At 35.5% G+C, this 25,057-nt stretch carries 25 protein-coding genes; 23 read left to right on the top strand and 2 right to left on the bottom strand.

Translation table 11 applies throughout. The features are described from left to right. Position 1 precedes the first annotated feature (1 nt). The 17 genes from spoIIIAF to spo0A all read left to right on the top strand — a co-directional run bounded on the left by spoIIIAF (position 2) and on the right by spo0A (position 15,376). Positions 2-622 carry a stage III sporulation protein AF gene (gene spoIIIAF / locus CS937_RS10835; protein ID WP_099158472.1) on the top strand — a complete coding sequence of 207 codons (621 nt, stop codon included), beginning with the start codon at positions 2-4 and terminating at the stop codon, positions 620-622. Beyond that, the gene (gene spoIIIAG, locus CS937_RS10830) at positions 619-1,260 is read left to right on the top strand and encodes a stage III sporulation protein AG (RefSeq protein WP_245835732.1); all 642 of its coding nucleotides are present in this window, start codon (positions 619-621) and stop codon (positions 1,258-1,260) included. Before spoIIIAF ends, spoIIIAG begins: the two co-directional genes overlap by 4 nt. 13 nt (positions 1,261-1,273) lie before the next feature. Beyond that, complete coding sequence (locus CS937_RS10825) at positions 1,274-1,834, top strand: SpoIIIAH-like family protein (protein ID WP_099158470.1); 561 nt, start codon at positions 1,274-1,276, stop codon at positions 1,832-1,834. Positions 1,835-2,077: 243 nt separating this feature from the next. After that, positions 2,078-2,578, top strand: a complete 501-nt coding sequence (gene accB / locus CS937_RS10820; RefSeq protein WP_099158469.1) for an acetyl-CoA carboxylase biotin carboxyl carrier protein — start codon at positions 2,078-2,080, stop codon at positions 2,576-2,578. 12 nt (positions 2,579-2,590) lie between these two features. Further along, on the top strand, positions 2,591-3,949 hold the full coding sequence (gene accC / locus CS937_RS10815) for an acetyl-CoA carboxylase biotin carboxylase subunit (protein ID WP_099158468.1): 1,359 nt from the start codon (positions 2,591-2,593) through the stop codon (positions 3,947-3,949). 15 nt (positions 3,950-3,964) lie between these two features. After that, positions 3,965-4,363, top strand: a complete 399-nt coding sequence (locus tag CS937_RS10810) for an Asp23/Gls24 family envelope stress response protein (protein ID WP_099158467.1) — start codon at positions 3,965-3,967, stop codon at positions 4,361-4,363. Positions 4,364-4,594: 231 nt separating this feature from the next. Beyond that, positions 4,595-4,975 carry a transcription antitermination factor NusB gene (nusB, locus tag CS937_RS10805; RefSeq protein WP_099158466.1) on the top strand — a complete coding sequence of 127 codons (381 nt, stop codon included), beginning with the start codon at positions 4,595-4,597 and terminating at the stop codon, positions 4,973-4,975. A gap of 131 nt (positions 4,976-5,106) precedes the next feature. Continuing rightward, complete coding sequence (gene folD, locus CS937_RS10800; RefSeq protein WP_099158465.1) at positions 5,107-5,961, top strand: bifunctional methylenetetrahydrofolate dehydrogenase/methenyltetrahydrofolate cyclohydrolase FolD; 855 nt, start codon at positions 5,107-5,109, stop codon at positions 5,959-5,961. Further along, positions 5,958-7,304, top strand: a complete 1,347-nt coding sequence (gene xseA, locus CS937_RS10795) for an exodeoxyribonuclease VII large subunit (RefSeq protein ID WP_099158464.1) — start codon at positions 5,958-5,960, stop codon at positions 7,302-7,304. Before folD ends, xseA begins: the two co-directional genes overlap by 4 nt. Then, the gene (locus tag CS937_RS10790) at positions 7,301-7,528 is read left to right on the top strand and encodes an exodeoxyribonuclease VII small subunit (protein WP_099158463.1); all 228 of its coding nucleotides are present in this window, start codon (positions 7,301-7,303) and stop codon (positions 7,526-7,528) included. Before xseA ends, CS937_RS10790 begins: the two co-directional genes overlap by 4 nt. Beyond that, the gene (locus CS937_RS10785; RefSeq protein ID WP_099158462.1) at positions 7,525-8,415 is read left to right on the top strand and encodes a polyprenyl synthetase family protein; all 891 of its coding nucleotides are present in this window, start codon (positions 7,525-7,527) and stop codon (positions 8,413-8,415) included. Before CS937_RS10790 ends, CS937_RS10785 begins: the two co-directional genes overlap by 4 nt. A 687-nt stretch (positions 8,416-9,102) precedes the next feature. Continuing rightward, positions 9,103-9,687 carry a hypothetical protein gene (locus CS937_RS10780; protein ID WP_099158461.1) on the top strand — a complete coding sequence of 195 codons (585 nt, stop codon included), beginning with the start codon at positions 9,103-9,105 and terminating at the stop codon, positions 9,685-9,687. 40 nt (positions 9,688-9,727) lie between these two features. Then, positions 9,728-10,555, top strand: coding sequence for a TlyA family RNA methyltransferase (locus tag CS937_RS10775; protein WP_099158460.1), 828 nt, complete (start codon positions 9,728-9,730; stop codon positions 10,553-10,555). Between the two features lie 53 nt (positions 10,556-10,608). Further along, positions 10,609-11,058, top strand: a complete 450-nt coding sequence (ahrC, locus tag CS937_RS10770; RefSeq protein ID WP_099158459.1) for a transcriptional regulator AhrC/ArgR — start codon at positions 10,609-10,611, stop codon at positions 11,056-11,058. A 35-nt stretch (positions 11,059-11,093) separates the two neighbouring features. Further along, positions 11,094-12,803, top strand: a complete 1,710-nt coding sequence (recN, locus tag CS937_RS10765; protein WP_099158458.1) for a DNA repair protein RecN — start codon at positions 11,094-11,096, stop codon at positions 12,801-12,803. A gap of 217 nt (positions 12,804-13,020) precedes the next feature. After that, positions 13,021-14,301, top strand: a complete 1,281-nt coding sequence (spoIVB, locus tag CS937_RS10760) for a SpoIVB peptidase (RefSeq protein ID WP_099158457.1) — start codon at positions 13,021-13,023, stop codon at positions 14,299-14,301. Positions 14,302-14,656: 355 nt separating this feature from the next. Next, on the top strand, positions 14,657-15,376 hold the full coding sequence (gene spo0A / locus CS937_RS10755; RefSeq protein WP_245835745.1) for a sporulation transcription factor Spo0A: 720 nt from the start codon (positions 14,657-14,659) through the stop codon (positions 15,374-15,376). A gap of 67 nt (positions 15,377-15,443) precedes the next feature. On the opposite strand, the gene CS937_RS10750 is transcribed toward spo0A, so the two are convergent. Beyond that, positions 15,444-16,793, bottom strand: a complete 1,350-nt coding sequence (locus tag CS937_RS10750) for an aspartate kinase (protein WP_099158858.1) — start codon at positions 16,791-16,793, stop codon at positions 15,444-15,446. 86 nt (positions 16,794-16,879) lie between these two features. Next, positions 16,880-17,128, bottom strand: coding sequence for a DUF2627 domain-containing protein (locus CS937_RS10745; protein WP_099158455.1), 249 nt, complete (start codon positions 17,126-17,128; stop codon positions 16,880-16,882). Positions 17,129-17,262: 134 nt separating this feature from the next. Here CS937_RS10745 and CS937_RS10740 point away from each other — a divergent pair, with 134 nt between their 5' ends. From CS937_RS10740 to CS937_RS10715, 6 genes are all read left to right on the top strand, one after another. Next, positions 17,263-19,344, top strand: coding sequence for a sigma 54-interacting transcriptional regulator (locus tag CS937_RS10740; protein WP_099158454.1), 2,082 nt, complete (start codon positions 17,263-17,265; stop codon positions 19,342-19,344). Positions 19,345-19,450: 106 nt separating this feature from the next. Then, a complete protein-coding gene (gene yqiS, locus CS937_RS10735; RefSeq protein WP_099158453.1) occupies positions 19,451-20,350 on the top strand; it encodes a phosphate butyryltransferase in 900 nt (299 codons plus the stop codon). Between the two features lie 42 nt (positions 20,351-20,392). Beyond that, positions 20,393-21,472: a branched-chain amino acid dehydrogenase gene (gene bcd / locus CS937_RS10730; RefSeq protein WP_099158857.1), complete on the top strand. Its 1,080-nt coding sequence runs from the start codon at positions 20,393-20,395 to the stop codon at positions 21,470-21,472. A gap of 31 nt (positions 21,473-21,503) precedes the next feature. Further along, a complete protein-coding gene (gene buk, locus CS937_RS10725; RefSeq protein ID WP_099158452.1) occupies positions 21,504-22,607 on the top strand; it encodes a butyrate kinase in 1,104 nt (367 codons plus the stop codon). A gap of 3 nt (positions 22,608-22,610) precedes the next feature. Further along, positions 22,611-24,032, top strand: a complete 1,422-nt coding sequence (gene lpdA / locus CS937_RS10720) for a dihydrolipoyl dehydrogenase (RefSeq protein ID WP_099158451.1) — start codon at positions 22,611-22,613, stop codon at positions 24,030-24,032. Positions 24,033-24,055: 23 nt separating this feature from the next. Further along, positions 24,056-25,048, top strand: coding sequence for a thiamine pyrophosphate-dependent dehydrogenase E1 component subunit alpha (locus CS937_RS10715; RefSeq protein ID WP_099158450.1), 993 nt, complete (start codon positions 24,056-24,058; stop codon positions 25,046-25,048). Positions 25,049-25,057: the final 9 nt, after the last annotated feature.

Below are 25,057 nucleotides of genomic sequence, written 5' to 3'. Positions count from 1 at the left end.
AATGGATGCGCTAATACAGTGGGCAACTCAAATTGTAGTATTTTTATTATTAGCAATGGTAATTGATCTACTTATACCAGCAAATGTAATGAAAAAATATATTAAATTGGTAGTTGGGCTAATTTTAATACTAATCTTCTTAAAGCCGATATTTTTTTTATTTGATATTAATATCGAACAAGCGCTAGAAACGTCATTCCAACAACTTACTCAGGCAAAATCAAACACAGAGACGATAGAAAATTCCGTTGAAATGCAAAAAAATGAAATACAAGACTCTCAAACTGCATATATTTTAGAAGAAGCGGTTGTCCTACTAAAAGACCAAGCAAAAACCCCGTTGCTCGAGGGGTACCAGGCAGAGATCTCAGATATCGATTTTCCGGGTGACAAGCCTACATATGATGGAAAGGGACTAGATGAGGTCATTGTACATCTTAGAGAAAATGGAAATGGGGAGGGAGAAGTGAATACGGTTGAATCTGTTGAAATTAATACGGAAAGTCCAGTTGTAGAGGAAAACCAAGAAGTAGATGTAGAAGGTATAAAAAGCCTATTAGAGGACGTATGGGAGATTGATAAGGAAAAGATAACAGTGGTATGGGAAGGAGGAGCACCTTGAAGCAAAAACTAAAAGAGTTCTTCAAAGAAAAAAAGCTAGATAGTAAGATTAGAAATCCATCAAAAAAAACTGGCTACTTAATTGTTATTGGTTTAATTGGACTGCTTCTACTAATTCTAGGTAATGCATTTTCGACATCACAAAAAGAAGGACAGCAAGATATTGCTCCCGTAAAGCAGCAAACAGAGGAAACCGCTGCAAAAAGTACGTTTTCCGATAAAAAGTCTACAACATCTAATGTGAGTGAACTTGAAGGAAGCTTTGAAAAAGATTTACAGGAAATGTTAGAGAAAATTCAAGGTGTGTCTGAAGTAGAAGTAATGGTAAACCTTAATTCAACAAAGGTAAAAGTATATGAGAAAAATTTAATAACGGGACAACAAGTTACTGATGAGGAAGATAAAACCGGGGGCACTAGAAAAATAGAAGATAATACAAAGGAAACACAAGTTGTTTTAGTAAGACAAGGAGATAAAGAAGTACCTTTATTAATACAAACAAAAAAACCGGATGTAAGAGGGGTTTTTGTAGTCGCAAAAGGTGTTGATCATGCAACTGTAAAAAAGTGGGTTATAGAAGCCGTATCGAGAGTACTTGATGTTCCAACACATAGAGTTTCCGTAATGCCAAAAAATTAAGGAGGATGTAAAAATGTTGAAAAAACAAACTGTTTGGTTATTAACAATGCTTAGTCTGATGATTGTGTTGAGTGTCTATTACCTGACTTCTCCGGATGGTGATGAGATTGCATACGTAAATAAAGGCCAAGATGAATCAGAGGAAGCAACGGCAAATGAAGATGCTGGAGCTGAAGAGGGTGCAAGTGTGGAGGATATCGTTAACGAAGGCCAAAATGAATTATTTACAACAATAAGAATGGAACTCCAGGATGAGAGAAGTGAAGCAAAAGAAAGATTGAATGAAGTTGTGGCATCTAGTACAGCATCGGCAGAAGAAAAGAATCAAGCATATGAAGATATAGCTGCGATTGAAAATCGATCAACAAAGGAAACGATACTGGAAGAATCAATTTTGGCATCAGCTGAATCAAAATATCAAGATGTTTTAGTCCGTTGGGATGAAGGAAAAGTTTTTGTTCATGTAAATACAAAAGAATTATCAAAAACAGAAGCTAACAATATTATGCAGCTAGTAAGAGATGAATTTGGGGAAATACCAGTTCATGTGGACTTTGAGCATTCCGAAAGTTAAAAAATTGGCGAATAACGAACTCTTATCTGTTTAAGATAGGAGTTTTATTTTTGGTTAAAAAGTTTATAGCTTAGGTAAACTATTCGCAATGATTCATGAACATTGGTATAATTATTAGATGTAAACGTTTTACATAGTTTATTTTAATTAAAGGTTGAAGTTCATATTGTATTTATCGTAAAATGTTAAGAGGAGTTATTAGTACCTGTTATTAATTTGTATTAAACTGAAGGGGTGCCACGTATGTTAAAAGTACAAGAAATTCGCGAATTAATTAAACTTATCGATCAATCATCCATTGATGAATTCACTTACGAGACAAATGGTACAACTGTGTCAATGAAAAAAACAAGTGAAGATATTGGTGTGAAACCAATTACAAGAGTAGAAACTGTTGAACAACCGGTTGAAATTTCTAAAACAGAAGAGCCAAAGGTTTCAGAATCTGTCGAGGTAACGAAATCTGAAGCTGTTGAACCGGAACAGCAGTCTGTAGTTGATTATGATTATGAAATCGAGTCTCCAATGGTAGGAACGCTATATACTGCTGCTTCACCAGAGGCTGATTCGTATGTACAAAAAGGAAGTAAAGTTCAAAAAGATACAGTCGTATGTATTGTTGAAGCAATGAAATTATTTAATGAGATCGAAGCAGAAGTTAACGGTGAAATCGTTGAAATATTAGTGGAAGATGGCGAACTTGTAGAATATGGTCAACCACTATTTAGAGTAAAGACTAAATAAGGGGTGTAGCGTGTGATTAAAAAACTGTTGATTGCTAACAGAGGGGAAATAGCTGTTCGAATAATCCGTGCATGTAAAGAATTAGATATTGAGACAGTCGCTGTTTATTCGGAAGCTGATAAAGAATCGTTACACGTTCAATTAGCAGATGAAGCATATTGTATTGGTCCAACGTTAAGTAAAGACAGCTATCTCAATTTCACCAATATTATGAGTGTTGCTACATTAACAGATGTTGATGCTATTCATCCAGGTTATGGTTTTTTAGCAGAAAACGCGGACTTTGCTGAAATCTGTAAGGCATGTAATGTTACCTTCGTAGGTCCAACCCCACAAGCAATTCAAAAAATGGGAATTAAAGACGTAGCAAGAGAAACGATGAAAGAAGCGAATGTACCAATTGTTCCAGGATCTGAAGGTGTTATTGAAAGTGAGGAAGAAGCAATTTCAATTGCTGGAGAAATTGGTTATCCAGTTATTATAAAAGCTACTGCTGGTGGAGGCGGTAAGGGTATTCGCGTTGCCAAATCAGAAGATGATTTGATTAAAGGTATTCGCATTACCCAAAAAGAGGCAGAAACTGCATTTGGAAATCCAGGTGTTTATATAGAGAAATTTATTGAGGATTTCCGTCATGTAGAAATTCAAGTTTTAGCCGATCAGCATGGAAATGTAGTTCATTTAGGTGAGCGTGATTGTACTATTCAACGAAGGTTGCAAAAACTAGTTGAAGAAACGCCTTCTCCCGCACTGACACCTGAAATACGTGCGAAGATGGGAGAAGCTGCCGTTAAAGCTGCTAAAGCCGTCGACTATGTCGGTGCAGGAACGATTGAATTTATTTTTGATCGAACAAGTAAATCATTTTATTTTATGGAAATGAATACACGTATTCAAGTTGAACATCCTGTTACGGAAATGGTGACAGGTGTAGATTTAATCAAAGAGCAAATTAAAATTGCAAACAATGAACTGTTATCATTTAAACAAGATGAAATTACATTTAATGGCGCTGCAATCGAATGTAGAGTTAACGCTGAGAATCCATTCAAAAACTTTATGCCGTCACCTGGTAAGATTGACATGTATCTGCCACCGGGGGGATTCGGAGTACGGATTGATTCAGCTGCATATTCCGGATATTCTATCCCGCCATATTATGACTCAATGATAGCTAAATTAATCACGTACGCTCCTACACGGGAAGAAGCAATTAGTCGGATGAAACGGGCATTGGATGAATTCGTTGTTGAAGGTGTATTCACTACCATTCCATTTCATCGATTAATCATGGATCACAATGTTTTTGTTAAAGGTGATTTTAATACCAAGTTTCTCGAAGAAAATCCAATAGTAGAGTCAAAAAGCTAAAAGGAGAGTGAGAGTATGAGTGATCAACCTTTATTAAACGTAAGTGATGATACGAGTCTTGGAAAAGTGGAGATTGCACCAGAGGTAATTGAAGTGATTGCAGGAATTGCATCTTTAGAAGTAGAAGAGCTTTCAGCGATGCGTGGAAATTTTGCAACTGGTGTTGTAGAAAGATTTGGGAAAAAGTCTCACGGAAAAGGTGTCAAAGTAGAATTAACGGATAACGGCATATTGATTGATTTGTACGTTGTATTAAATTATGGTGTTTCAATTCCGCATGTTGCCCAAAAGCTGCAAACCAATATTAGACAAACATTAAAAAACATGACAGCATTGGAAATAGATGAAATTAATGTTCATGTAGTTGGTGTTCAAATGGACGCAAAGGATGAATCAGAAGACAAATATGAATAATTTTCAAGGCCAAAAGAATTGCATTCTTTTGGCCTTGATTGCTTAAACAGCGGTCGATTCAGAAGTTAAGAAAACATAAACTGATAGCTCTATTAAGTTATTAACAGAGGAGGCCACGTATACATGTCGATACCGGGAGTGTACGCTTTTGTTCTTCTAGCTTTGCATACTTAATCATGTTATTATTTGAAAGAGATAATTATTAGAAGATAGTTAAAGGAGTTTAAGTTAATGAACCGACATACAGCAAGAGAGAAGGCCTTCCAGATACTTTTTCAATTAGATATAAACGATATAAATCCTGGCGAAGCAGCTGAAGAATATCTAGAAACAATGGAAATAGATGAGTTTTTGAGAAAATTAGTACAGGGTGTTGCCACAAATAAAGCAACAATTGACAATACAATATCCGAGCATTTAGAAAATTGGTCCATTCAACGTATTGCTTCGGTAGAAAAAACAATATTACGTATCGCAACGTATGAAATAAAATATGTTGAAGATATTCCAACAAACGTTTCAATAAATGAAGCTGTAGAATTGGCTAATACATATGGAGATGAGAAATCAGGTAAGTTTGTAAATGGAGTATTATCAAAAATTGTTGCATAAAAATACGGAAGCGGGGAGTCCATTGTTACGCCTCGAGCACTAGCTCATGGAATTAGGCATGAACGATTCCGTACTTTAGTATACAGAATTCGAATACATACTTTCTTATTTTATAAAAGGGGATGAACGCTATGTCTGCAGAAATTATCAATGGAAAAGATTTAGCACATGAACTTAGAGTGGAAATGAAGGAAGAAGTTTCACGACTTAAACATGATGGATTGATACCTCATCTAACCGTTGTACTTGTAGGAGATGATCCTGCTTCAAAATCTTATGTAAATGGGAAAAGAAAAGCATCTGAAGAAACAGGGATATCTTCGCAAATTATCGAGTTACCATCATCTACTACAGAACAAGAACTGTTGCAATTAATAGATAAATTAAATAACGATGATTCTGTACATGGGATATTGGTCCAGCTCCCTTTACCTAACCATATAAGGGAACAACAAGTCATTGAAGCAATCGATCCAGCTAAAGATGTAGATGGGTTTCATCCGGTGAATATTGGAAGAATGATGACTGGGAAAGATACATTTTTGCCATGTACACCTTTTGGAATCGTAACGATGTTAAAATCAAAAAATATCCCAATTGAAGGTAGTCATGTAGTGATCATTGGTCGTAGTAATATTGTTGGAAAACCAGTTGGTCAATTATTACTTAATGAGAATGCAACGGTTACATATTGTCATTCAAAAACAAAAGATCTAAAACAAATTACAACAAAAGCGGATATTTTAATTGTTGCAGTTGGCAAGGCAAATATAGTTGATAAAGACTATTTGAAGCAGGGTGCTGTTGTTATTGATGTTGGTGTAAACCGCTTAGTAAACGGAAAATTAACTGGTGATGTGGACTATGAGGATGCAAAAGAAAAAGCTTCTTACATAACACCTGTTCCTAGAGGAGTAGGTCCAATGACGATAACAATGCTACTAAAAAATACAATTAAAGCAGCGATTGGATTGTCAGGAAAGTGAATCATAATTATTTAACGGTAACGGCGCTAACGAAATACATCAAGCGAAAGTTTGAAACAGATCCACATTTAAAAACAATATTGCTTAAAGGTGAAATATCTAATTTCAAGCATCATAGCCGTGGGCATATGTATTTGACAATTAAAGATGAGAATTCCAGAATACAGGCTGTTATGTTTGCTGGGAATAACCGCTTTTTGAAATTCAAACCTGAAAATGGTATGAATGTGCTTATTAAAGGAGAAATTGGTGTTTTTGAACCACAGGGACAGTATCAGCTTTATATTCAACAAATGGAACCTGATGGAATTGGGGCGCTTTATTTAGCCTTTGAACAATTAAAGGAAAAATTATATAAACAAGGCTATTTTGATGAAAAGTTAAAAAAAGAAATACCTATATTTCCGAAACGAATTGGTGTTATTACCTCTCCTACAGGTGCGGCGATTCGTGATATTATTACAACAATAAATCGTAGATACCCAATTTGTAATACGACAATTATCCCTGTAATTGTTCAAGGGCAAAACGCGGCAACGTCGATTGCGAAAGCGATTGAAACCGCTAACCGTTACAATGATTTTGATACCTTAATTGTCGGTCGTGGAGGAGGTTCGATTGAAGAGTTGTGGGGGTTCAACGAGGAAGTTGTAGCTCATGCCATATTTCATTCAACTATTCCTATAATTTCGGCTGTTGGTCATGAAACGGACACAACGATTAGTGACTTCGTTGCTGATTTACGTGCCCCAACTCCAACAGGGGCAGCTGAGCTTGCTGTTCCTTCTCAAAGCGAATTAAAAGACAGAATATATAGTATTAAACGTACGTTATCGAAAGTAATAAAATCGGACATAGTCAATTCTAAACAGAGTCTTCAGCGAATAAAGCAATCGTATGCATTTCGTTATCCCGAACAACTTGTGAAACAAAAAGAGCAGGAATTAGATAAACAGGTTGAGCGGTTAGAGAAAACACTAACTATACACGTAAACAGAAAAAAAGAAATGTTTTTTAATATGAAGGCCCGATTAGTAAATCAACATCCAAAGAAGCAATTTTTACAAGCGAGGAAAGATTTACAACAACTTATTAAGCAAAACAATTATTTTATGAAAAAGAATCTTGAACAAAAGACTGCACAATTATCTACTTCATTAGATAAATTGACTTTATTAAATCCTTTAGAAATTATGAAGCGTGGTTTTGCTATTCCATATACAGACACTAATAACATTATTAAATCAACAAAGCAAGTTGAACAAGAGGACTTAATTTCCATAAAGCTTAGTGACGGTAATTTGGAATGCCGGGTGTTAAATGTAAAGGAGGACAAAAAATGACGAATGATATTTCCTTTGAAGAAGCCATGATTGAATTGGAAAAGATTGTAGAAAAACTAGAAATGGGTGACGTTCCATTAGAGAAAGCGATAGTGTACTATCAAGAAGGTATGAAACTTTCAAAAGTTTGTAATGATAAACTAATAAATGTTCAAGATAAAATGACACAAATTATGAATGAACATGGTGAGCTTGAACCGTTTGAAATACAGGAGGAAGAATAGTGTTACACGGAACGCTTAATAATTATATAGACGATAATAAAAAAATTGTGCACGATGAATTGAAAAATCAGTTACATCATTTACCTATTCCAAAGCGTTTAAAAGAGTCCATGTTATATTCTGTTGAAGCTGGAGGGAAAAGGCTTCGGCCGATTCTTTTAATTGCTAGTAACGAGGCGTATGCAGGTGATTCTCAAAAGGTACTGACAACTGCTGTTGCACTTGAAATGATTCATACATATTCACTGATACACGATGATTTACCTGCAATGGACAACGATGATTATAGAAGAGGTAAGCCCACAAACCATATAATGTTTGATGAAGCAACTGCAATATTAGCTGGAGATGCTTTGTTAACATATAGTTTTGATATTATTTCTAATGATTCATTGTTAGCGGATAATCAAAAAGTAGAGCTAATCAAAATGTTATCGCATTCCAGTGGGCCAAAAGGTATGGTTGCTGGGCAATTTCTCGATATGGAAGCAGAAGATAAAGTCGTTTCAATCGAAGAATTAGAAGAGATACACGATCTAAAAACTGGCCAATTACTAAAATTTGCAGTTACTGCGGGCGCGTTAATAGGAAATGCAACTAGTGACCAGTTAAAACATTTAAATGCGTTTGCATATTATTTAGGATTAATTTTTCAGGTGCAAGATGATATTTTAGATGTAACTGGTGATCAAAATAAACTAGGTAAGCCAATTGGTAGTGATGAGGTCAACAAGAAAAGTACATATCCGAAGCTCTTGGGAACAGACGGAGCATTGGAGCAAAAAGAAATATATGTTTCGAAAGCAAAAAGTGCATTAAAAGAAGCGAATGCAGATAAATCTTATTTAATGATGTTAACGGATTACTTTAGTAAACGAGATCATTGATAAGTACCATATAGAAATTTATTCAATAATATGGTATAATAGATCTATCAACGGAATGGTGCAGTATTCTAGTCAGCCCTCCGTTCCTGAAGGCGGGCCTAAAAATCCGCCAAAGGGCACATCGATGAAGTTCCTTGTGGTGGCTTGAGGCGCCCAGCCTTGGGTCACTGCTGGGAGTTAAGGTTTTAGGGCGATCCACAAAGGCATGTGGGCGTTGACCCTATTACCGCGGAGGCCCATCTTTGTATTGATAACTAAGCCTAGGGATCAGTATGAAATGGGGTATGAACCTGCTTAAATAAGGTAAGGGACTCCTTATTAGCAGCGTAGCCTGCCTTGAGTGGTGCTGAGAGGATTGGATTCTTAAATAATAAGCTAGGTGGCCACTAGATTGTTATTTGTATCTCCATGAAATCAGAACTGCAAAAGAGGCTAGGGAGCGGTTAAAGGCTGTTGAGGAAATCTCCTAGACTGTTCCTCGGACGTTTGAAAGGGATTATAGTGTGGACTAAGTGGTAATCCAGTCTAGCTTTTGGTGACGAAGCTAAGATGGTTTTAAAGGGGAACCGCCTTCATGGCAACATGGGGTAGCCATCTGGGAAAACCTACTGGACCTAAGCCGCAGTTTTTACCTTTCGAATGACCATTCCTACATACATAATAATCTAATGTAAATTGAGGTATAGAATGAAATCGCACATAAGAAGCTCGATTAAATTCAGTTTGACTATTGCCGTTATCACTTTTGTGTTAGCGGCTATTTTTTCAATTGTATCATCATCTATTTTAAGTGATGTCGTATGGATAGTAGGAATACTTATTGTCTTCGTTATTGTGGCAATTGGTGTTATATTTGATATGTTAGGTATAGCATCGACAGCTGCAGATGAAGCGCCATTTCATGCAATGGCAGCAGAAAAGGTAAATGGTGCAAAAGAAGCAGTTATTATAATACGAAACGCAGATAAGTTTGCAAGTTTTTGTAACGACGTAATTGGTGATATTTCTGGTATTGTGAGTGGAACTGCTTCAGCAATAGTAGTACTGCAAATAGCCTCATTAACTGGAAATGGGGAAGGGTCAACTGTACAAATTACTTTATCTGTTGTAGTTACAAGTCTTGTTGCGGCTTTTACTGTTGGAGGCAAAGCGTTAGGTAAGTATTTTGCGATTAATTCCTCAACACATATTATATTTTTTGCAGGTAAGGTAATTGCTGTCATTGAGAATAAATTAAAAATACGGATACTTCCTAAAGGTAATAAAAAATAACTAAAAGATAGAATAATTATACAAAAAAGGACTTGCATAGATGAGTAAAATAAGACTGGATGTTTTATTAGTAGAAAGAAATTTAATTGAGACAAGAGAAAAAGCTAAACGAGTAATAATGGCTGGTTTAGTTTTTTCTGAACAAAATCGTTTGGACAAGCCCGGTATGAAAGTTAATGAGGATATTCCGTTAACTGTAAAAGGGAAATTAATCCCTTATGTTGGTCGAGGTGGATTAAAATTAGAAAAAGCATTGAAGCACTTTTTCATATCAGTGGAAGATAAGATAATGGTGGATATAGGATCATCTACTGGAGGTTTTACAGATTGCGCTTTACAAAATGGCGCTAAACTTTGTTATGCTATCGATGTTGGTTATAACCAATTAGATTGGAAATTACGGAGTGATGATCGGGTTGTTGTAATGGAGAAAACAAATTTTCGTTACGTTACGCCTGATATGCTTCAAAACGGTCTGCCGGATATGGCGACGATTGATGTATCGTTTATATCTTTAAAACTGATCTTGCCAGTTCTAAAACAATTATTAAAACCAAATAGTGATATCGTAGTATTGGTTAAACCTCAATTCGAAGCTGGGCGAGAAGAAGTTGGCAAAAAAGGGATTGTACGTGATAAAAAAATTCATAAAAAAGTTTTAGATAAAATTCTATCGTTTGCATTAGATGAGGGCTATCAATTATACGGTTTAACTTATTCACCAATTACCGGTGGAGATGGCAATATTGAATTTTTAGTACATCTTGGTTGGAATAATGAAAAAGAAGGAAAAGAATTGAATGGTGTCGAATTAGAACAAGTAGTAGAACAGGCACACGTAAATTTTACAGCACATCGTTTACAATAATCAGGGCTACGTACGTTATTAAGTAGTTCTTAATCTATAAATGGAGGATTATTATGAGTAAGATCCAACGCCATATTAAAATACGTGAATTGATTACAGAGAACGAAATAGAAACTCAGGATGAATTAGTCGACCGATTAAAAAGTTTAGGTTACAACGTCACACAGGCTACAGTTTCACGTGATATTAAAGAACTCCACCTTGTTAAAGTTCCCTCCGTTTCTGGGACTTATAAATATAGTCTCCCTGCCGACCAACGCTTTAATCCATTAGAAAAGTTGAAACGTCTGATTATGGATGCTTTTGTTAAGATTGATCATGCGAACCACTTTATTATTTTAAAAACTTTACCAGGTAATGCACACGCAGTAGGTGTTTTAATTGATAATTTAGATTGGGATGAAATAATGGGTACAATATGCGGTGATGATACGTGCTTAATTATTTGCCGTACTGTAAATGAGTCGGAAATTATTAAAAGTCGTTTTTTAAGTATGCTTTAACATCCGAAAATTGTAAATAACGGGGTGAATTAAACTTGCTTACAGAATTATCTATTCAGGATTTTGCTATTATTGATAACATATCTATAACTTTTAACGAAGGTCTTACGGTATTAACAGGAGAAACTGGTGCAGGAAAATCAATTATCATTGACGCTGTTCAATTGTTAGCAGGTGGAAGAGGATCTATTGAATTTGTGCGCCACGAGGCTAAAAAGGCAGAAATTGAAGGATTATTTAGTGTTGAACCAGGTCACCCAGTATTTCGTATAGGTTCTTACTATGGTATTGATATACAGGAAGACGGGATGGTTGTTTTACATCGAACGATTACACAAAACGGAAAAAGTATATGTCGTGTAAATGGAAAATTAGTTACGTTGGCTATTTTGCGCGAATTTGGCAAGACATTAATTGATATACATAGTCAGCACGAAACCCAATCACTGATGGATCGTGAAAATCATATCGACCTACTTGATTTATATGATGAGGACATAATCGTAAAAACAAAAGAGGAATACACAAAATTATATCAAAAGTTATCGATGTTGAAAAAACGTTATAAGGATTTAAGTGAAAATGAACAAGAAATAGCACACCGTTTAGATTTACTTGAATTTCAACTGCAAGAGCTTGAAGAAGCTAATTTAACACCAAATGAGGATGAAGTCTTAGAAGATGAGCGTAGTCAATTAGCAAATTTTGAACGTATTTATACTGGTATTCAAGATGCTTATAATGCATTATATGGTGAACAAAAAGGTATTGAATGGTTAAATACAGCACAACAAGCCTTGCAGGATAATCGTCAATACGATAATTTTATAGCTGAAAAAGCTACTGAATTATCAAATCACTATTATCTTATTGAGGAATTGTCATATGATTTACGTAACTACAGTGAAACATTGCAATATAATCCGGAACGATTAAATGAAATTGAAGCCAGGTTGAATGAAATAAGCCGTCTTAAGAAAAAATATGGACCGACCGTAAATGAGATTATTGAATATATGGGTAAAATAGAGGAAGAATTAGAACAATTAACGAATAAAGATTCCCATTTAACTAAATTAGCGGAGCAAATAAATGAAACTGCCCAAGACACTTATTTAGAAGCAAAGCAACTACACGATATTCGGCAAAAGGCTGCGAATTCACTAATAGATGATATCCACGATGAGTTAAAAGGGTTATATTTAGCAAAAGCAAGATTTTCGGTATCATTTGATACAAAAGCAGATCAGGATATAGAGAACCAATTAAATAAAAATGGTATTGACCATATAACATTTCAAATATCAACTAATCCTGGTGAGCCATTGAAAGAATTAAATAAAGTGGCTTCAGGTGGTGAATTATCCCGTATTATGCTTGCTTTAAAAAAAATCTTTTCCAAGCATCAAGGTGTAACGAGTGTAATTTTTGATGAAGTTGATACTGGCGTAAGTGGCAGGGTAGCACAAGCAATTGCCGAAAAAATTTATCGTATTTCTAATGGGTCACAAGTGCTTTGTATTACCCATTTACCACAAGTAGCAGCAATGGCAGATACACATAAATTAATTGAAAAAGTTGAAAAGAATAATCGAACATCTACAACAGTTGCGGAGTTAACACAAAATAAAAAAATTGAAGAATTAAGCAGAATGATAACTGGTACAGAATTAACAGAAACCGCTAAAGAACATGCTAAGGAATTGCTTGAATTAGCGACAGACTATAAATCAAAAAAAAAATAAGGATAATGTTGATAAAAAAGCCAGAAAATATAACATCTGGCTTTTTTTTATTGTTAAAACGTTGATTTATATACATATTCGTTATTGAAGAATTTTTTAAAAGGAAATGTTACACATGTTTTCTTATCTTTAACCAGTTTAAAAAAGGTTCTGTTCGGTCAAATTAGAAGTACAGAAATAAATATGGTATGGGTTAGGAACGAGGAGAGTGAATTGATTGAAACACACTAATAAATTACGAATAGGGGTTGGAATTCTGCTCCTTGTTACGCTAGTAGCATTACCTTTTTTTAACCCATTACAAAAATACCTTTCCATTCCTAATGAAATTGTGACCTTTAATAATCAAACTCCAATTGAGGTTCCCGCATTAGGCGATAACGTTAACATTGACACTACTGAAGAGAATGTTCAAGCAATTGATTCCTCCGAGTTTTATGCCAAAGAACCAGGAAAAAGTCAATTAGTATACGAAATGGCTGGCCTTCCAATTAAAAAAGTGAATGTATCTGTATTAGAAGATATTAAAGTAATTCCTGGCGGTCAATCCATTGGTGTTCAACTTCATACCTTGGGGGTACTAGTTGTAGGGCATCATCTTGTAAAAGGAGAAGAAGGTTCAATGTCTCCAGGGGAAAAGGCAAATATTAAGGTTGGTGACGTAATTTTAAAAATTAACGGTAAACCAATCAAGGAAATGTCTGATGTTAAACCATTTGTAGAGGAAGCTGGTAAAAAGAATAAGAAGTTAAATGTAACCATTAAACGTGATAAAGAAACGTTTAATACTACATTGCAGCCTGTTATGGATCAAAAAGGACATGAATATCGTATTGGATTATATATTAGAGATTCAGCGGCTGGAATTGGCACAATGACCTTTTATGATCCAAAATCGAAGAAATACGGAGCACTTGGTCATGTGATTTCTGATATGGATACACAGAAACCAATTCAAATTCATAACGGTACGATCGTTCGCTCAAATGTGACTTCAATCGATAAAGGTGGCAATGGTACTCCAGGTGAAAAACAAGCCGAGTTTTCAATTGGAGAAAATAAAATTGGAAGCATTAACAAAAATAGTCCGTTTGGGATTTTTGGTAAATTAAATAAACCGATAAAAAATAATATTATGGATAAGGCTATGCCTATTGCATTATCACACCAAGTAAAAGAAGGGCCTGCGAAAATTTTAACAGTATTGGATGGAGAGAAAGTGGAAGAATTTGATATAGAAATAGTTAGCAGCGTTCCACAAAAATACCCTGCAACTAAGGGTATGATTATCCAGGTCACAGATCCTGAACTATTGAAAAGAACAGGTGGGATTGTACAAGGAATGAGTGGAAGTCCAATCATTCAGGATGGAAAAGTTATTGGCGCTGTTACACATGTCTTTGTAAATGATCCTACAAGCGGATATGGTGTTCATATAGAATGGATGCTTCAGGAGGCTGGGATTAACATTTATAAACCAAATAAGAAAGCAAGCTAATGAGCTAAACAAAATGACTGGTAATGGAATTTTTCCATTCCCGGTCATTTTTCTATTTCCGTTTAAGATTATCATTATTATGGTATAATTCTTTTAAATTAATATTTTTCGACAAATATACTAACGGTTATGTCGTAAAAGATCATATTTTATCAAAAAATATCGTAATCAGAAGTAAAATAAAGTAAATAAAAGAATATGCAAAAAAAACTAAAGTTTTTCAAATAAAAAAAGGATATTTGATACTTGTGTCGAATACATTACGTGGAGATCTTGAATTACATAAAGGAGGAACTTTTTAGTGGAAAAAATCTCAGTTTGTTTGGTAGATGACAATAAGGAACTCATTCAGTTGATGGAAGATTATTTTGGAGAACAAAACGATATTGAGGTAATCGGAACAGCTTTTAATGGAAAAGAATGTTTAGAAATGTTAGATGAATTGGATCCTGATGTATTGATTTTAGACATAATAATGCCTCACGTGGATGGATTAGCAGTGCTTAACAAAATAAAAAATGCTGAACGAAATCCTAATGTTATTATGTTAACTGCCTTTGGTCAGGAAGAAGTTATGAAAAAAGCGGTTGACTTAGGGGCATCTTATTTTATTTTAAAACCATTTGATTTAGATAACCTTGCTGATCAAATTAGACAGGTTCAAGGAACTAATATTATCTATTCAGGCACGAAGAAAGGGATTAAAAAGGACAGAAGGAAAAAGGATTTAGAAGCCAGCATTACAAATATTATCCATGAAATAGGTGTTCCAGCACATATCAAAGGTTATATGTATTTACGTGAAGCAATTACTATGGTTTACAATGATATAGAATTGTTAGGGTCCATTACGAAAGTGTTATACCCAGACATTGCCAAGAAATATAATACAACTGCTTCACGTGTTGAACGCGCAATACGACATGCAATTGAAGTTGCCTGGAGCCGTGGGAATATAGATTCAATTTCTGCGTTATTTGGCTATACGGTAAGTATCTCTAAAGCTAAACCAACAAATTCCGAATTTATAGCAATGGTAGCGGACCGTTTAAGATTGGAACACAAAGCGAGTTAATAAATTAAAAAAAATTACTGCATCCCACTTTTATCGGGGATACAGTAATTTTTTTCATATAGGAAGTTTATGATTCAAAAAAAGCGGTATACAATGATTGGACAGCACGGTTTATATCTATTTCCTGAATACCGAACATCATGGAAACCTCTGATGATCCTTGGTTAATCATTTCAACGTTAACATTTGCTTCTGCAATAGCAGTAGTTGCCTTTTGGGCAACGCCAATTGTACTTGTCATACCTTCACCGACAACCATTACCATTGCTAAATTTCGGTGGATTTTAACCATATCAGCATGTAATTCATCATTGATACGATTTAATATTTTTCGTTCTTTTGCAGCAGTTAATTGATTTTGACGAATGATTACTGACATATCATCAATACCAGAAGGAGCATGTTCAAAAGAAATACCTTCGTCTTCAAAGATTTGCAATAATTTGCGACCAAACCCTACTTCGCGGTTCATTAAATATTTACTAACATATAAACTGCAGAACCCAACGTCGCTAGCTATCCCAACAACACATTTTTCGTTTGGCTTTTTTTCTGATACTATCATTGTTCCAGGTGTATCAGGATTATTTGTATTTTTAATACATACTGGTATTCCAGCTTTAAATGCAGGAATTAACGCTTCATCATGAAAAACGGAGAATCCTGCATAGGATAATTCACGCATTTCCTTATATGTAACCGTTAGGATTTCTTTCGGCTGGTTAACAATCGTAGGATTCACAGCATAAACGGAATCAACATCAGTAAAATTCTCGTATAAATCAGCCTGAACACCAGCTGCTACAATTGATCCAGTTATATCGGATCCACCTCTAGAAAAAGTTACTAAGTCGCCTTCTTTTGTATAGGCGAAGAATCCTGGAATAACAAAAATTCCTTCTTCATTACGTAATGTTTTTAGTTTGGCAAAACTTTCTTGTAATATTTGAGCTCTTCCTGGTTCATTACTAACCAATATGCCGGCGTCTTTTGGATTCAAATAGGAAGCATTTAATCCTAATGATGAAAGGTACTCACTTAATATTTTTGCAGAGTTATCTTCCCCTAGTGATTTAAGCGCATCCATTTTCATAAGATAAGACTCATTACTATTTAAAATTGATTGAATAGAGTCTTCTAATTCATTAACAATGTTTGTTTGAATTTTTAAATCGTCGATAATTTCAGAAAATCTATCCAAAATAGTAGCCACTATATTTTCATGAGGTTTATTTTGGCTGTGTTGAATAGCTAAGTCAATCAATTTATCCGTAATTTTAAAATCACCTTTATATCTTTTACCTGGAGCAGATACTACAATAAATTTCCGCTTAGGGTCTTTCTTTATAATTGCTCCTACTTTTTTTATCTGCATTGCATTTGCAACTGAACTCCCGCCGAATTTTGCTACTTTCATTTCCCCATCGCCCCACTTACTTATCGTATTTTTATTTTTCATAGTAACACATTGACTCTACCTTGTGTACAAAAAAAGATGACTAGTTAGTCATCCTCCCCATGATGGTATTTTTTCTTTTTTATAAGTTGTCGCTTTCGGTCACGGTGTACGATAAATCCTCCTATAAACGCTATACCACCTACAAAAAAAACAAGCCCAATAAAAAATTGAATTCCTATATGGAAGAAAATAGGTATTAATTCGTTAAATAGTGAATCGCGCATAAGTTTTATTCCATATGCAGCAATAATTCCAGGTATAAATAATAATAGCGCAGCAATAATTCGTTTCATACCTTTTCCCCTTCTATATAATAACTTTATATAGTATATCAAATTCAATTAAAAATGGGAATAATTCAAGATTTGCTAAAAAGTGCAGATTATCGTATGATTAGTTTGTGCAAAAAATTGCAAGGTGGGGTTGTATGAAACGTGTCCTTATTGTAGGTGGGGGTAAAGGCGGCAGTGCCTTGTTAAAAATTTTATCTGCAACAGCTCATATGGAAATAGTTGCTGTTATTGATAAAAAAAATGATGCGATGGGAATTCTGACTGCCCGAAATTTTGACATACCAGTAGGAGTAAACTGGAAGGAATGGATACATAAGGACCTTGATATTATTATTGAAGCAACCGGAAATGAGCAGGTTCTAGAAGAATTACTGGAAACAAAAAATAGAAAAACAGTAGTAATACCGGGTTCTGTTGCTTACATAATTGCTGAGTTGTTCGAAGAGAAAGAGAAATTGTTAGACCGTATAAAACTTCAAATGAGTAATCAAGAGTTAATATTAAATAACATTCGTGATGGAATGATTGTTATTAATAATGAAGAAATTGTTCAGTTTGTTAATAAAAGTACGGAGCGAATAGTGGGAGTATCTAAAAAGGATTTTGAAGGAAAACCTATTAAAGATATTATTGAGCACACGAGATTACCACATGTTTTGCGTAGTCGGAGAAAAGAAGTAAACCAGAAGTTGGTATTAGAAAATGGCAAGAAAGTGATTACTACTAGAATACCGGTCATTAATGCAGATGATCATTTAGTAGGCGCTTTTGCTGTTTTTAAGGATATTACTGAGGTAATGAATTTAGCTGAAGAAAATACAGATTTAAAAGAGATTAAAACAATGCTTGAAGCGATAATCCAATCCTCTGACGAAGCAATTACAGTAGTAGATGAAAATGGTATTGGTATCATGATAAACCCTGCATATACAAGAATTACCGGTCTAAAAGAAGCTGATATTGTTGGACAACCTGCAAATGTAGATATTTCAGAAGGCGAAAGTATGCATATGAAAGTTTTGCAAACACGTAGACCTGTAAGAGGAGTTAGAATGAAAGTGGGTTCCTCTAAAAAGGATGTATTGGTTAATGTTGCCCCTGTTATCGTGGATGGAAAAATCAAAGGAAGTGTCGGAGTTTTACACGATGTTTCTGAGATAAAGTCATTAACAAGTGAATTAAAAAGAGCAAGGCAAATTATTCGAAATCTAGAAGCAAAATATACCTTCGCTGATATTGTTGGAACTTCACCGGAAATGAAGTTGGCCCTAGAGCAAGCAAAGGTAGGCGCGAAAACCCCTGCTACAGTTTTACTTAGAGGAGATTCTGGAACTGGTAAAGAGCTTTTTGCTCATGCGATTCATAACGAGAGTGACAGGAAGCATAATAAATTTATCCGTGTTAATTGTGCAGCGATAGCCGAAAGTATTTTAGAAAGTGAATTGTTTGGTTATGAAGAAGGTGCTTTTTCAGGGGCAAAAAGAGGTGGAAAAAAAGGGTATTTTGAAGAGGCGAATATGGGCAGTATATTCCTAGATGAAATTGGCGAGCTTTCCCTACATATGCAAGCGAAATTACTCCGAGTATTGCAAGAACATGAAATAGTGAGAGTAGGTGGAACAGATCCAATCACCATTAATGTTCGTATTATAACGGCTACAAATATTAATTTAGAAAAAGCCATTATGAATAGAACGTTTCGAGAAGATCTTTATTACCGATTAAATCGTTTGCCAATTTTTATTCCATCATTAAGAGAAAGAGTGACTGATTTACCAATATTAATAAATCATATTATTGATAAAATTAATCAGGACTATGGACGAAATGTTAAATCGATTTCAGAGGATGCTTTAGTTGATTTAAAAAACTATCATTGGCCAGGAAATGTTCGTGAATTGGAGAACGTTATAGGACGAGCTATGATCTATATGGATATGAATGAAGAATTGATAAAAAGAGAGCATATTCCAAGTCTTGGTACAAATAACACTACTAGTCATACAAAAAAAGATATACCGATAGAGATTGAAAATGATCTAACACTTCAAAAAGCTATGGAACAATATGAAAAAAAATATATTTTAAACGCTTATAAACGAAATAACTTTAACAAAACTAAAACTGCTAAGGATTTAAATGTATCGATTCGAAACCTTTATTATAAAATGGAAAAATACAAAATTGAAAAGATCAGCATGCAAGATTTTTCATAAATGCAGATGTTTGCACGTTTTCGAACGACGTAGTAAAGCGCTTACATAGATTTAGTGTTGGCACAAAATTTGCAGTATAATTCATGGAGGATGTTTAGGGGGAATTATGAATAGATTAACATCGTTACAAAATATGGCAAAGCTAAATAAGAACCAGATTGTTTCAATCGCTAATGCAGCTGACTTTGAAGTACTCGATACCGTAAAAAAAGCGATAAATGAAGAGATGTGTTCGTTTATTTTATTTGGGGATGAACAAGACATTAGGTCTGTCGCGAAAACAGTCGATTTAGATTTGTCATCAACTAGAATAGCGTTGGAAAATGTAACGAATCCGGCGGAATCTGCTGTTAAAGCGGTTCATCATAACGAAGCTCATATACTTATGAAAGGAAACGTTTCAACGAAAGATTTATTAAAAACGGTACTGAACGAGAGATACGGATTACGATCTGGCAGCGTCTTATCTCATGTGGCATTATTTGAAATACCAAATCAGGATCGCCTATTGTTCTTAACGGATGCGGCAATGAATATCGCGCCATCTTTAAAAGAAAAAATAGAGATTGTCAACAATGCGGTTAAAGTGGCACATCATATTGGGGTCAAAAATCCAAAAGTTGCTGCGCTAACATCTGTTGAGGTTGTTAATCCGGCCATGCAAGCAACAATTGACGCTGCTGCCTTGACTCAAATGCAAAGACGTGGGCAAATTACAGGTTGTACCATTGATGGTCCTTTGGCTTTTGATAACGCTGTATCGATAGAGGCTGCTGAACATAAGAATATTGTCTCTGATGTAGCTGGTTATGCGGACATGTTACTAGTTCCAACAATTGAGGTGGGAAACGCATTATACAAGTCATTTATGTATTTTGCAGGCGCAAAGGTGGCTGCGGTAATAAGTGGCGCTAAAGCACCAATAATTTTAACGTCTCGCGCGGATTCAGCCGAGAGTAAATTATACTCATTATCTTTAGCTCTATTAGCATCTAAAACATTTTAGGAGGAAACAGCATTGAATAATAACTTAGAAATCTTTACTTATATGGAGAAATACGATTACGAGCAATTAGTTTTTTGTCAAGACAAAAATTCAGGATTGAAAGCGATAATAGCTATTCATGATACAACATTAGGACCAGCATTGGGTGGGACTAGAATGTGGACATATGATTCGGAAGCTGCTGCGATTGAGGATGCTCTGAGACTTGCTAAAGGGATGACCTATAAAAACGCTGCTGCTGGATTAAATCTTGGTGGAGGAAAAACAGTTATTATTGGTGATCCTAAAAAGGATAAAAGTCCAGAATTGTTTCGAGCATTTGGACGTTATATTCAAGGTCTAAACGGACGTTATATTACAGCTGAAGATGTAGGGACAACCGTTCAAGACATGGACTTAATTCACATGGAAACAGATTTTGTTACTGGTATATCACCAGAATTTGGATCATCTGGAAACCCTTCCCCTGTTACAGCTTATGGAGTTTACAAAGGAATGAAAGCTGCAGCAAAAGAAGCGTTTGGATCTGATTCATTGGAAGGAAAAACAGTTGCGGTCCAAGGTGTTGGAAATGTTGCCTATACAATGTGTGAGTATCTCCATGAAGAAGGAGCAAACTTAATTGTTACTGATATTAACAAAGAAGCGGTAAATCGTGCAGTAGAAGCATTTGGCGCAACAGCTGTTGAACCAGACGACATTTATAACGTTGATTGTGATATTTATGCACCATGTGCTCTAGGAGCTACGGTTAATGATGATACCATTCCACAATTAAAAGCAAAAGTTATTGCTGGTTCAGCGAATAATCAATTAAAATCAACCAAACATGGTGATATCATTCATGAAATGGGCATTGTCTATGCCCCAGATTACGTAATCAATTCTGGTGGTGTTATCAATGTAGCTGATGAACTAAATGGGTACAACAAAGATAGAGCAATGAAGAAAGTTGAAACAATCTATGATAGTTTAATAAGAGTTTTTGAAATATCCAAACGTGATAACGTTCCAACTTATGTAGCTGCAGACCGTATGGCTGAAGAACGGATTGAATCACTTCGAAATTCTAGAAGTCAATTCTTGCTGAATGGACATCATACACTTAGCCGTAGAGGGTAAAAAAGCGCTGTAAGCAACGGAGGACAAAAAATTGCAACAACAACTATTTCGAATACTAGTATTAAATCCAGGATCAACATCTACGAAAATTGGTGTATTTAATAACGAAAATTGTATTTTAGAAAAAACCATTAGACACAATGTAGACGATATAATGCAGTATAATCGGATTATTGATCAATATGATTTCAGAAAAAGAGTTATTCTTGAACATTTAGATTATGAGGGTATTAACATTTCCAAGCTAAGTGCTGTATGTGGGCGCGGTGGACTGTTACGCCCCATAGAAGGTGGGACCTACGAAGTAAATGACGTGATGCTTCAGGATTTGAAAATAGGCTACAATGGGGAACATGCTTCTAACCTCGGGGGGATTATTGCACATGAAATAGCATGTGGCTTAAATATTCCATCTTATATTGTTGATCCTGTAGTTGTTGATGAATTAGATGATATCGCAAGGTTTTCGGGGGTTCCTGAAATACCTAGAAAAAGTATTTTTCATGCACTAAATCAAAAGGCAGTTGCAAGGAAAGCTGCTTTTGATTTAGGTGAAGCATATGAAAATGTTAATCTTATCGTTACGCATATGGGTGGAGGTATTACAGTTGGTGCCCATCGAAATGGCAAAGTTATCGATGTTAATAATGGCTTACACGGTGAGGGGCCATTTTCTCCAGAACGTGCAGGAACTGTCCCAGCAGGCGATTTAGTTTCATTATGTTTTTCCGGTCAATATTATCGAGATGAAATAATGAAAAAGCTGGTCGGGCAGGGTGGATTAATGGCATATTTACAAACCAACGATGCTATGGAAGTAGAAGATCGGATAAAGAATGGAGAACACGATGCTGCTAACATTTATGATGCTATGGCATACCAGATAGCAAAAGAAATTGGGGCAATGAGTGTCGTCCTTTCAGGCAAAGTTGATGCAATTGTTCTAACTGGTGGTCTTGCGTATGGAAAGACGTTTGTCGAAATGATATCTGAACGTGTGAATTGGATAGCCGACACCATTGTCTATCCTGGTGAAGATGAATTACAGGCATTAAATGAAGGTACATTACGAATTTTGCGTAACGAAGAAGTAGCGAAGACTTATCCAAATAATGTTCAAATAAAGGAGAATTAATGTATGGCAAAAGAGTATGATCTTGTTGTTCTAGGAGGAGGAACGGGTGGTTATGTAGCAGCGATTCGAGCCTCACAGCTAGGTATGCAGGTTGCTGTAGTAGAAAAAGGAGAACTTGGTGGAACTTGCTTACATCGAGGTTGCATCCCATCAAAAGCGTTACTTCGTAGTGCTGAGGTTTTTAAGCAAACAAAGGAAGCTGAACATTATGGAGTTGACACAAAAGATACAACGTTAAATTTCACAAAAGTACAAGAAAGAAAAAGTAGTATTGTCAGTACATTGCATCAAGGCGTGCAAGGATTAATGAAAAAAGGAAAAATTGATGTTTTTGAAGGGTATGGGCGTATTTTAGGGCCAAGTATTTTCTCTCCAATGCCAGGAACTATTTCAATTGAATATGAAAATGGTGACGAAAATACAATGATTGTCCCTAAAAATGTTTTGATTGCAACAGGGTCCAAACCTAAGTCGTTGCCAGGATTAGATATTGATGGACAATTTGTGATGACTTCTGATGAAGCATTACAAATGGATAAATTACCAGATTCTATCATTATTGTTGGCGGAGGGGTTATTGGAATCGAATGGGCATCCATGCTTGCCGATTTCGGTGTAGATGTTACAGTTATTGAATATTTAGATCAGATTCTTCCAACAGAGGATGAATCAATCGTAAAAGAAGTTGAGAAGCTTCTGAAGAATAAAGGAATTAAATTTATAAAAAGTGCTAAAGTTTTATCTGATACGTTGTCTCGTGATAATGGTGTGATTATTGAAGCGGAAATTAACGGGGAGACTAAAAGCTTTCAAGCAGATAAAATGCTCGTCTCTGTTGGTCGTTTAGCGAATACAACAAACATTGGTCTTGAGAACACAGATATAGTAGTGGAAAAAGGTGTTATTCAAACAAATCAATTTTATCAAACGAAGGAATCTCATATTTATGCCATTGGTGATGTAATAGGTGGAATGCAACTTGCCCATGTTGCATCACATGAAGGAATTGTAGCTGTTGAACATATGGCAAATAATACACCCACACCAATTGAATATGAAAACATTCCAACATGTATCTACTCGAATCCGGAAGTTGCAAGTGTTGGTTTAGCCGAAAAGCAGGCTAAAGAAAAAGGTTTAGCTATAAAAGTGGGGAAATTTCCATTCAAAGCAGTAGGTAAAGCACTTGTGCATGGGGAGTCAGATGGCTTTGTTAAAATCATTTCCGATAAAAATAATAATGATTTATTAGGCGTCCATATGATCGGACCGCATGTGACCGATATGATATCTGAAGCAGGACTTGCAAAAGTATTGGATGCAACACCTTGGGAAATTTCAGAAAGTATCCATCCACATCCAACATTATCTGAGGTTATTGGAGAAGCGGCATTAGCAGTAGATGGTAAACAAATTCATGGTTAGAATCAAAAGGAGGGACTTTTATTATGACTGTAAATCGTCATGAAGCATTAGGCTTAACAGATGAGCAAGTCTTAGACATGTTTAAAACAATGCTTTTAGCTAGAAAAATTGATGAAAGAATGTGGCTGTTAAATCGTGCTGGGAAGATACCTTTTGTTATTTCTTGTCAAGGACAGGAAGCGGCACAGGTTGGAGCATCATTTGCGTTAGATCGTGAACATGATTATGTGGCACCTTATTATCGTGACATGGGTGTTGTACTTGCATTTGGTATGACTGCAAAGGATTTAATGTTATCAGGGTTTGCTAAAAAAGAAGACCCTAACTCGGGTGGACGGCAAATGCCTGGTCATTTTGGTCAAAAGAAAAATAGAATCCTAACGGGGTCATCTCCTGTAACTACACAGGTTCCGCATGCAGTGGGTGTTGCGCTAGCAGCTAAAATGGAGAAAAAAGATATCGTTTCACTCGTTACTTTAGGTGAAGGATCATCAAACCAGGGTGATTTCCATGAAGGATTGAACTTTGCTGGTGTACATAAATTACCAGTGATTACTATGGTAGAGAATAATAAATATGCCATTTCCGTACCTATTGAACGTCAATTAGCATCTGAAAAAGTATCTGATCGTGCACAGGGATATGGTATGCCAGGTATAACTGTAGACGGGAATGATCCCCTTGCAGTTTATGAGGCGGTAAAGGAAGCGCGTAATCGTGCAATAAATGGTGAAGGACCTACATTAATTGAAGCTGTTTCGTATCGATTAACGGCACACTCAAGTGATGACGATGATCGTCAATATCGTGAAAGTGAAGAAGTGGAAGAGGCGAAAAAGAAAGACTCAATTATAACGTTTGCATCTTACCTAAAAGAGGTCGATATTTTAACGGAAGAGGTAGAAAAAGAAATTAATGGAGAAATTAGTGATCTTGTAAACGAAGCTACGGATTATGCAGAAAATGCTCCATATGCAGATCCTGAAGACGCTTTAAAGTTTGTTTATGAAGAGTAAGGAGGGAAA

This window comes from Virgibacillus ndiopensis, from assembly GCF_900187325.1.
GTDB lineage: Bacteria > Bacillota > Bacilli > Bacillales > Amphibacillaceae > Virgibacillus_E > Virgibacillus_E ndiopensis.
Note: the sequence above shows the minus strand (reverse complement) of the source record. Positions and strands in the feature narration are given on the sequence as shown.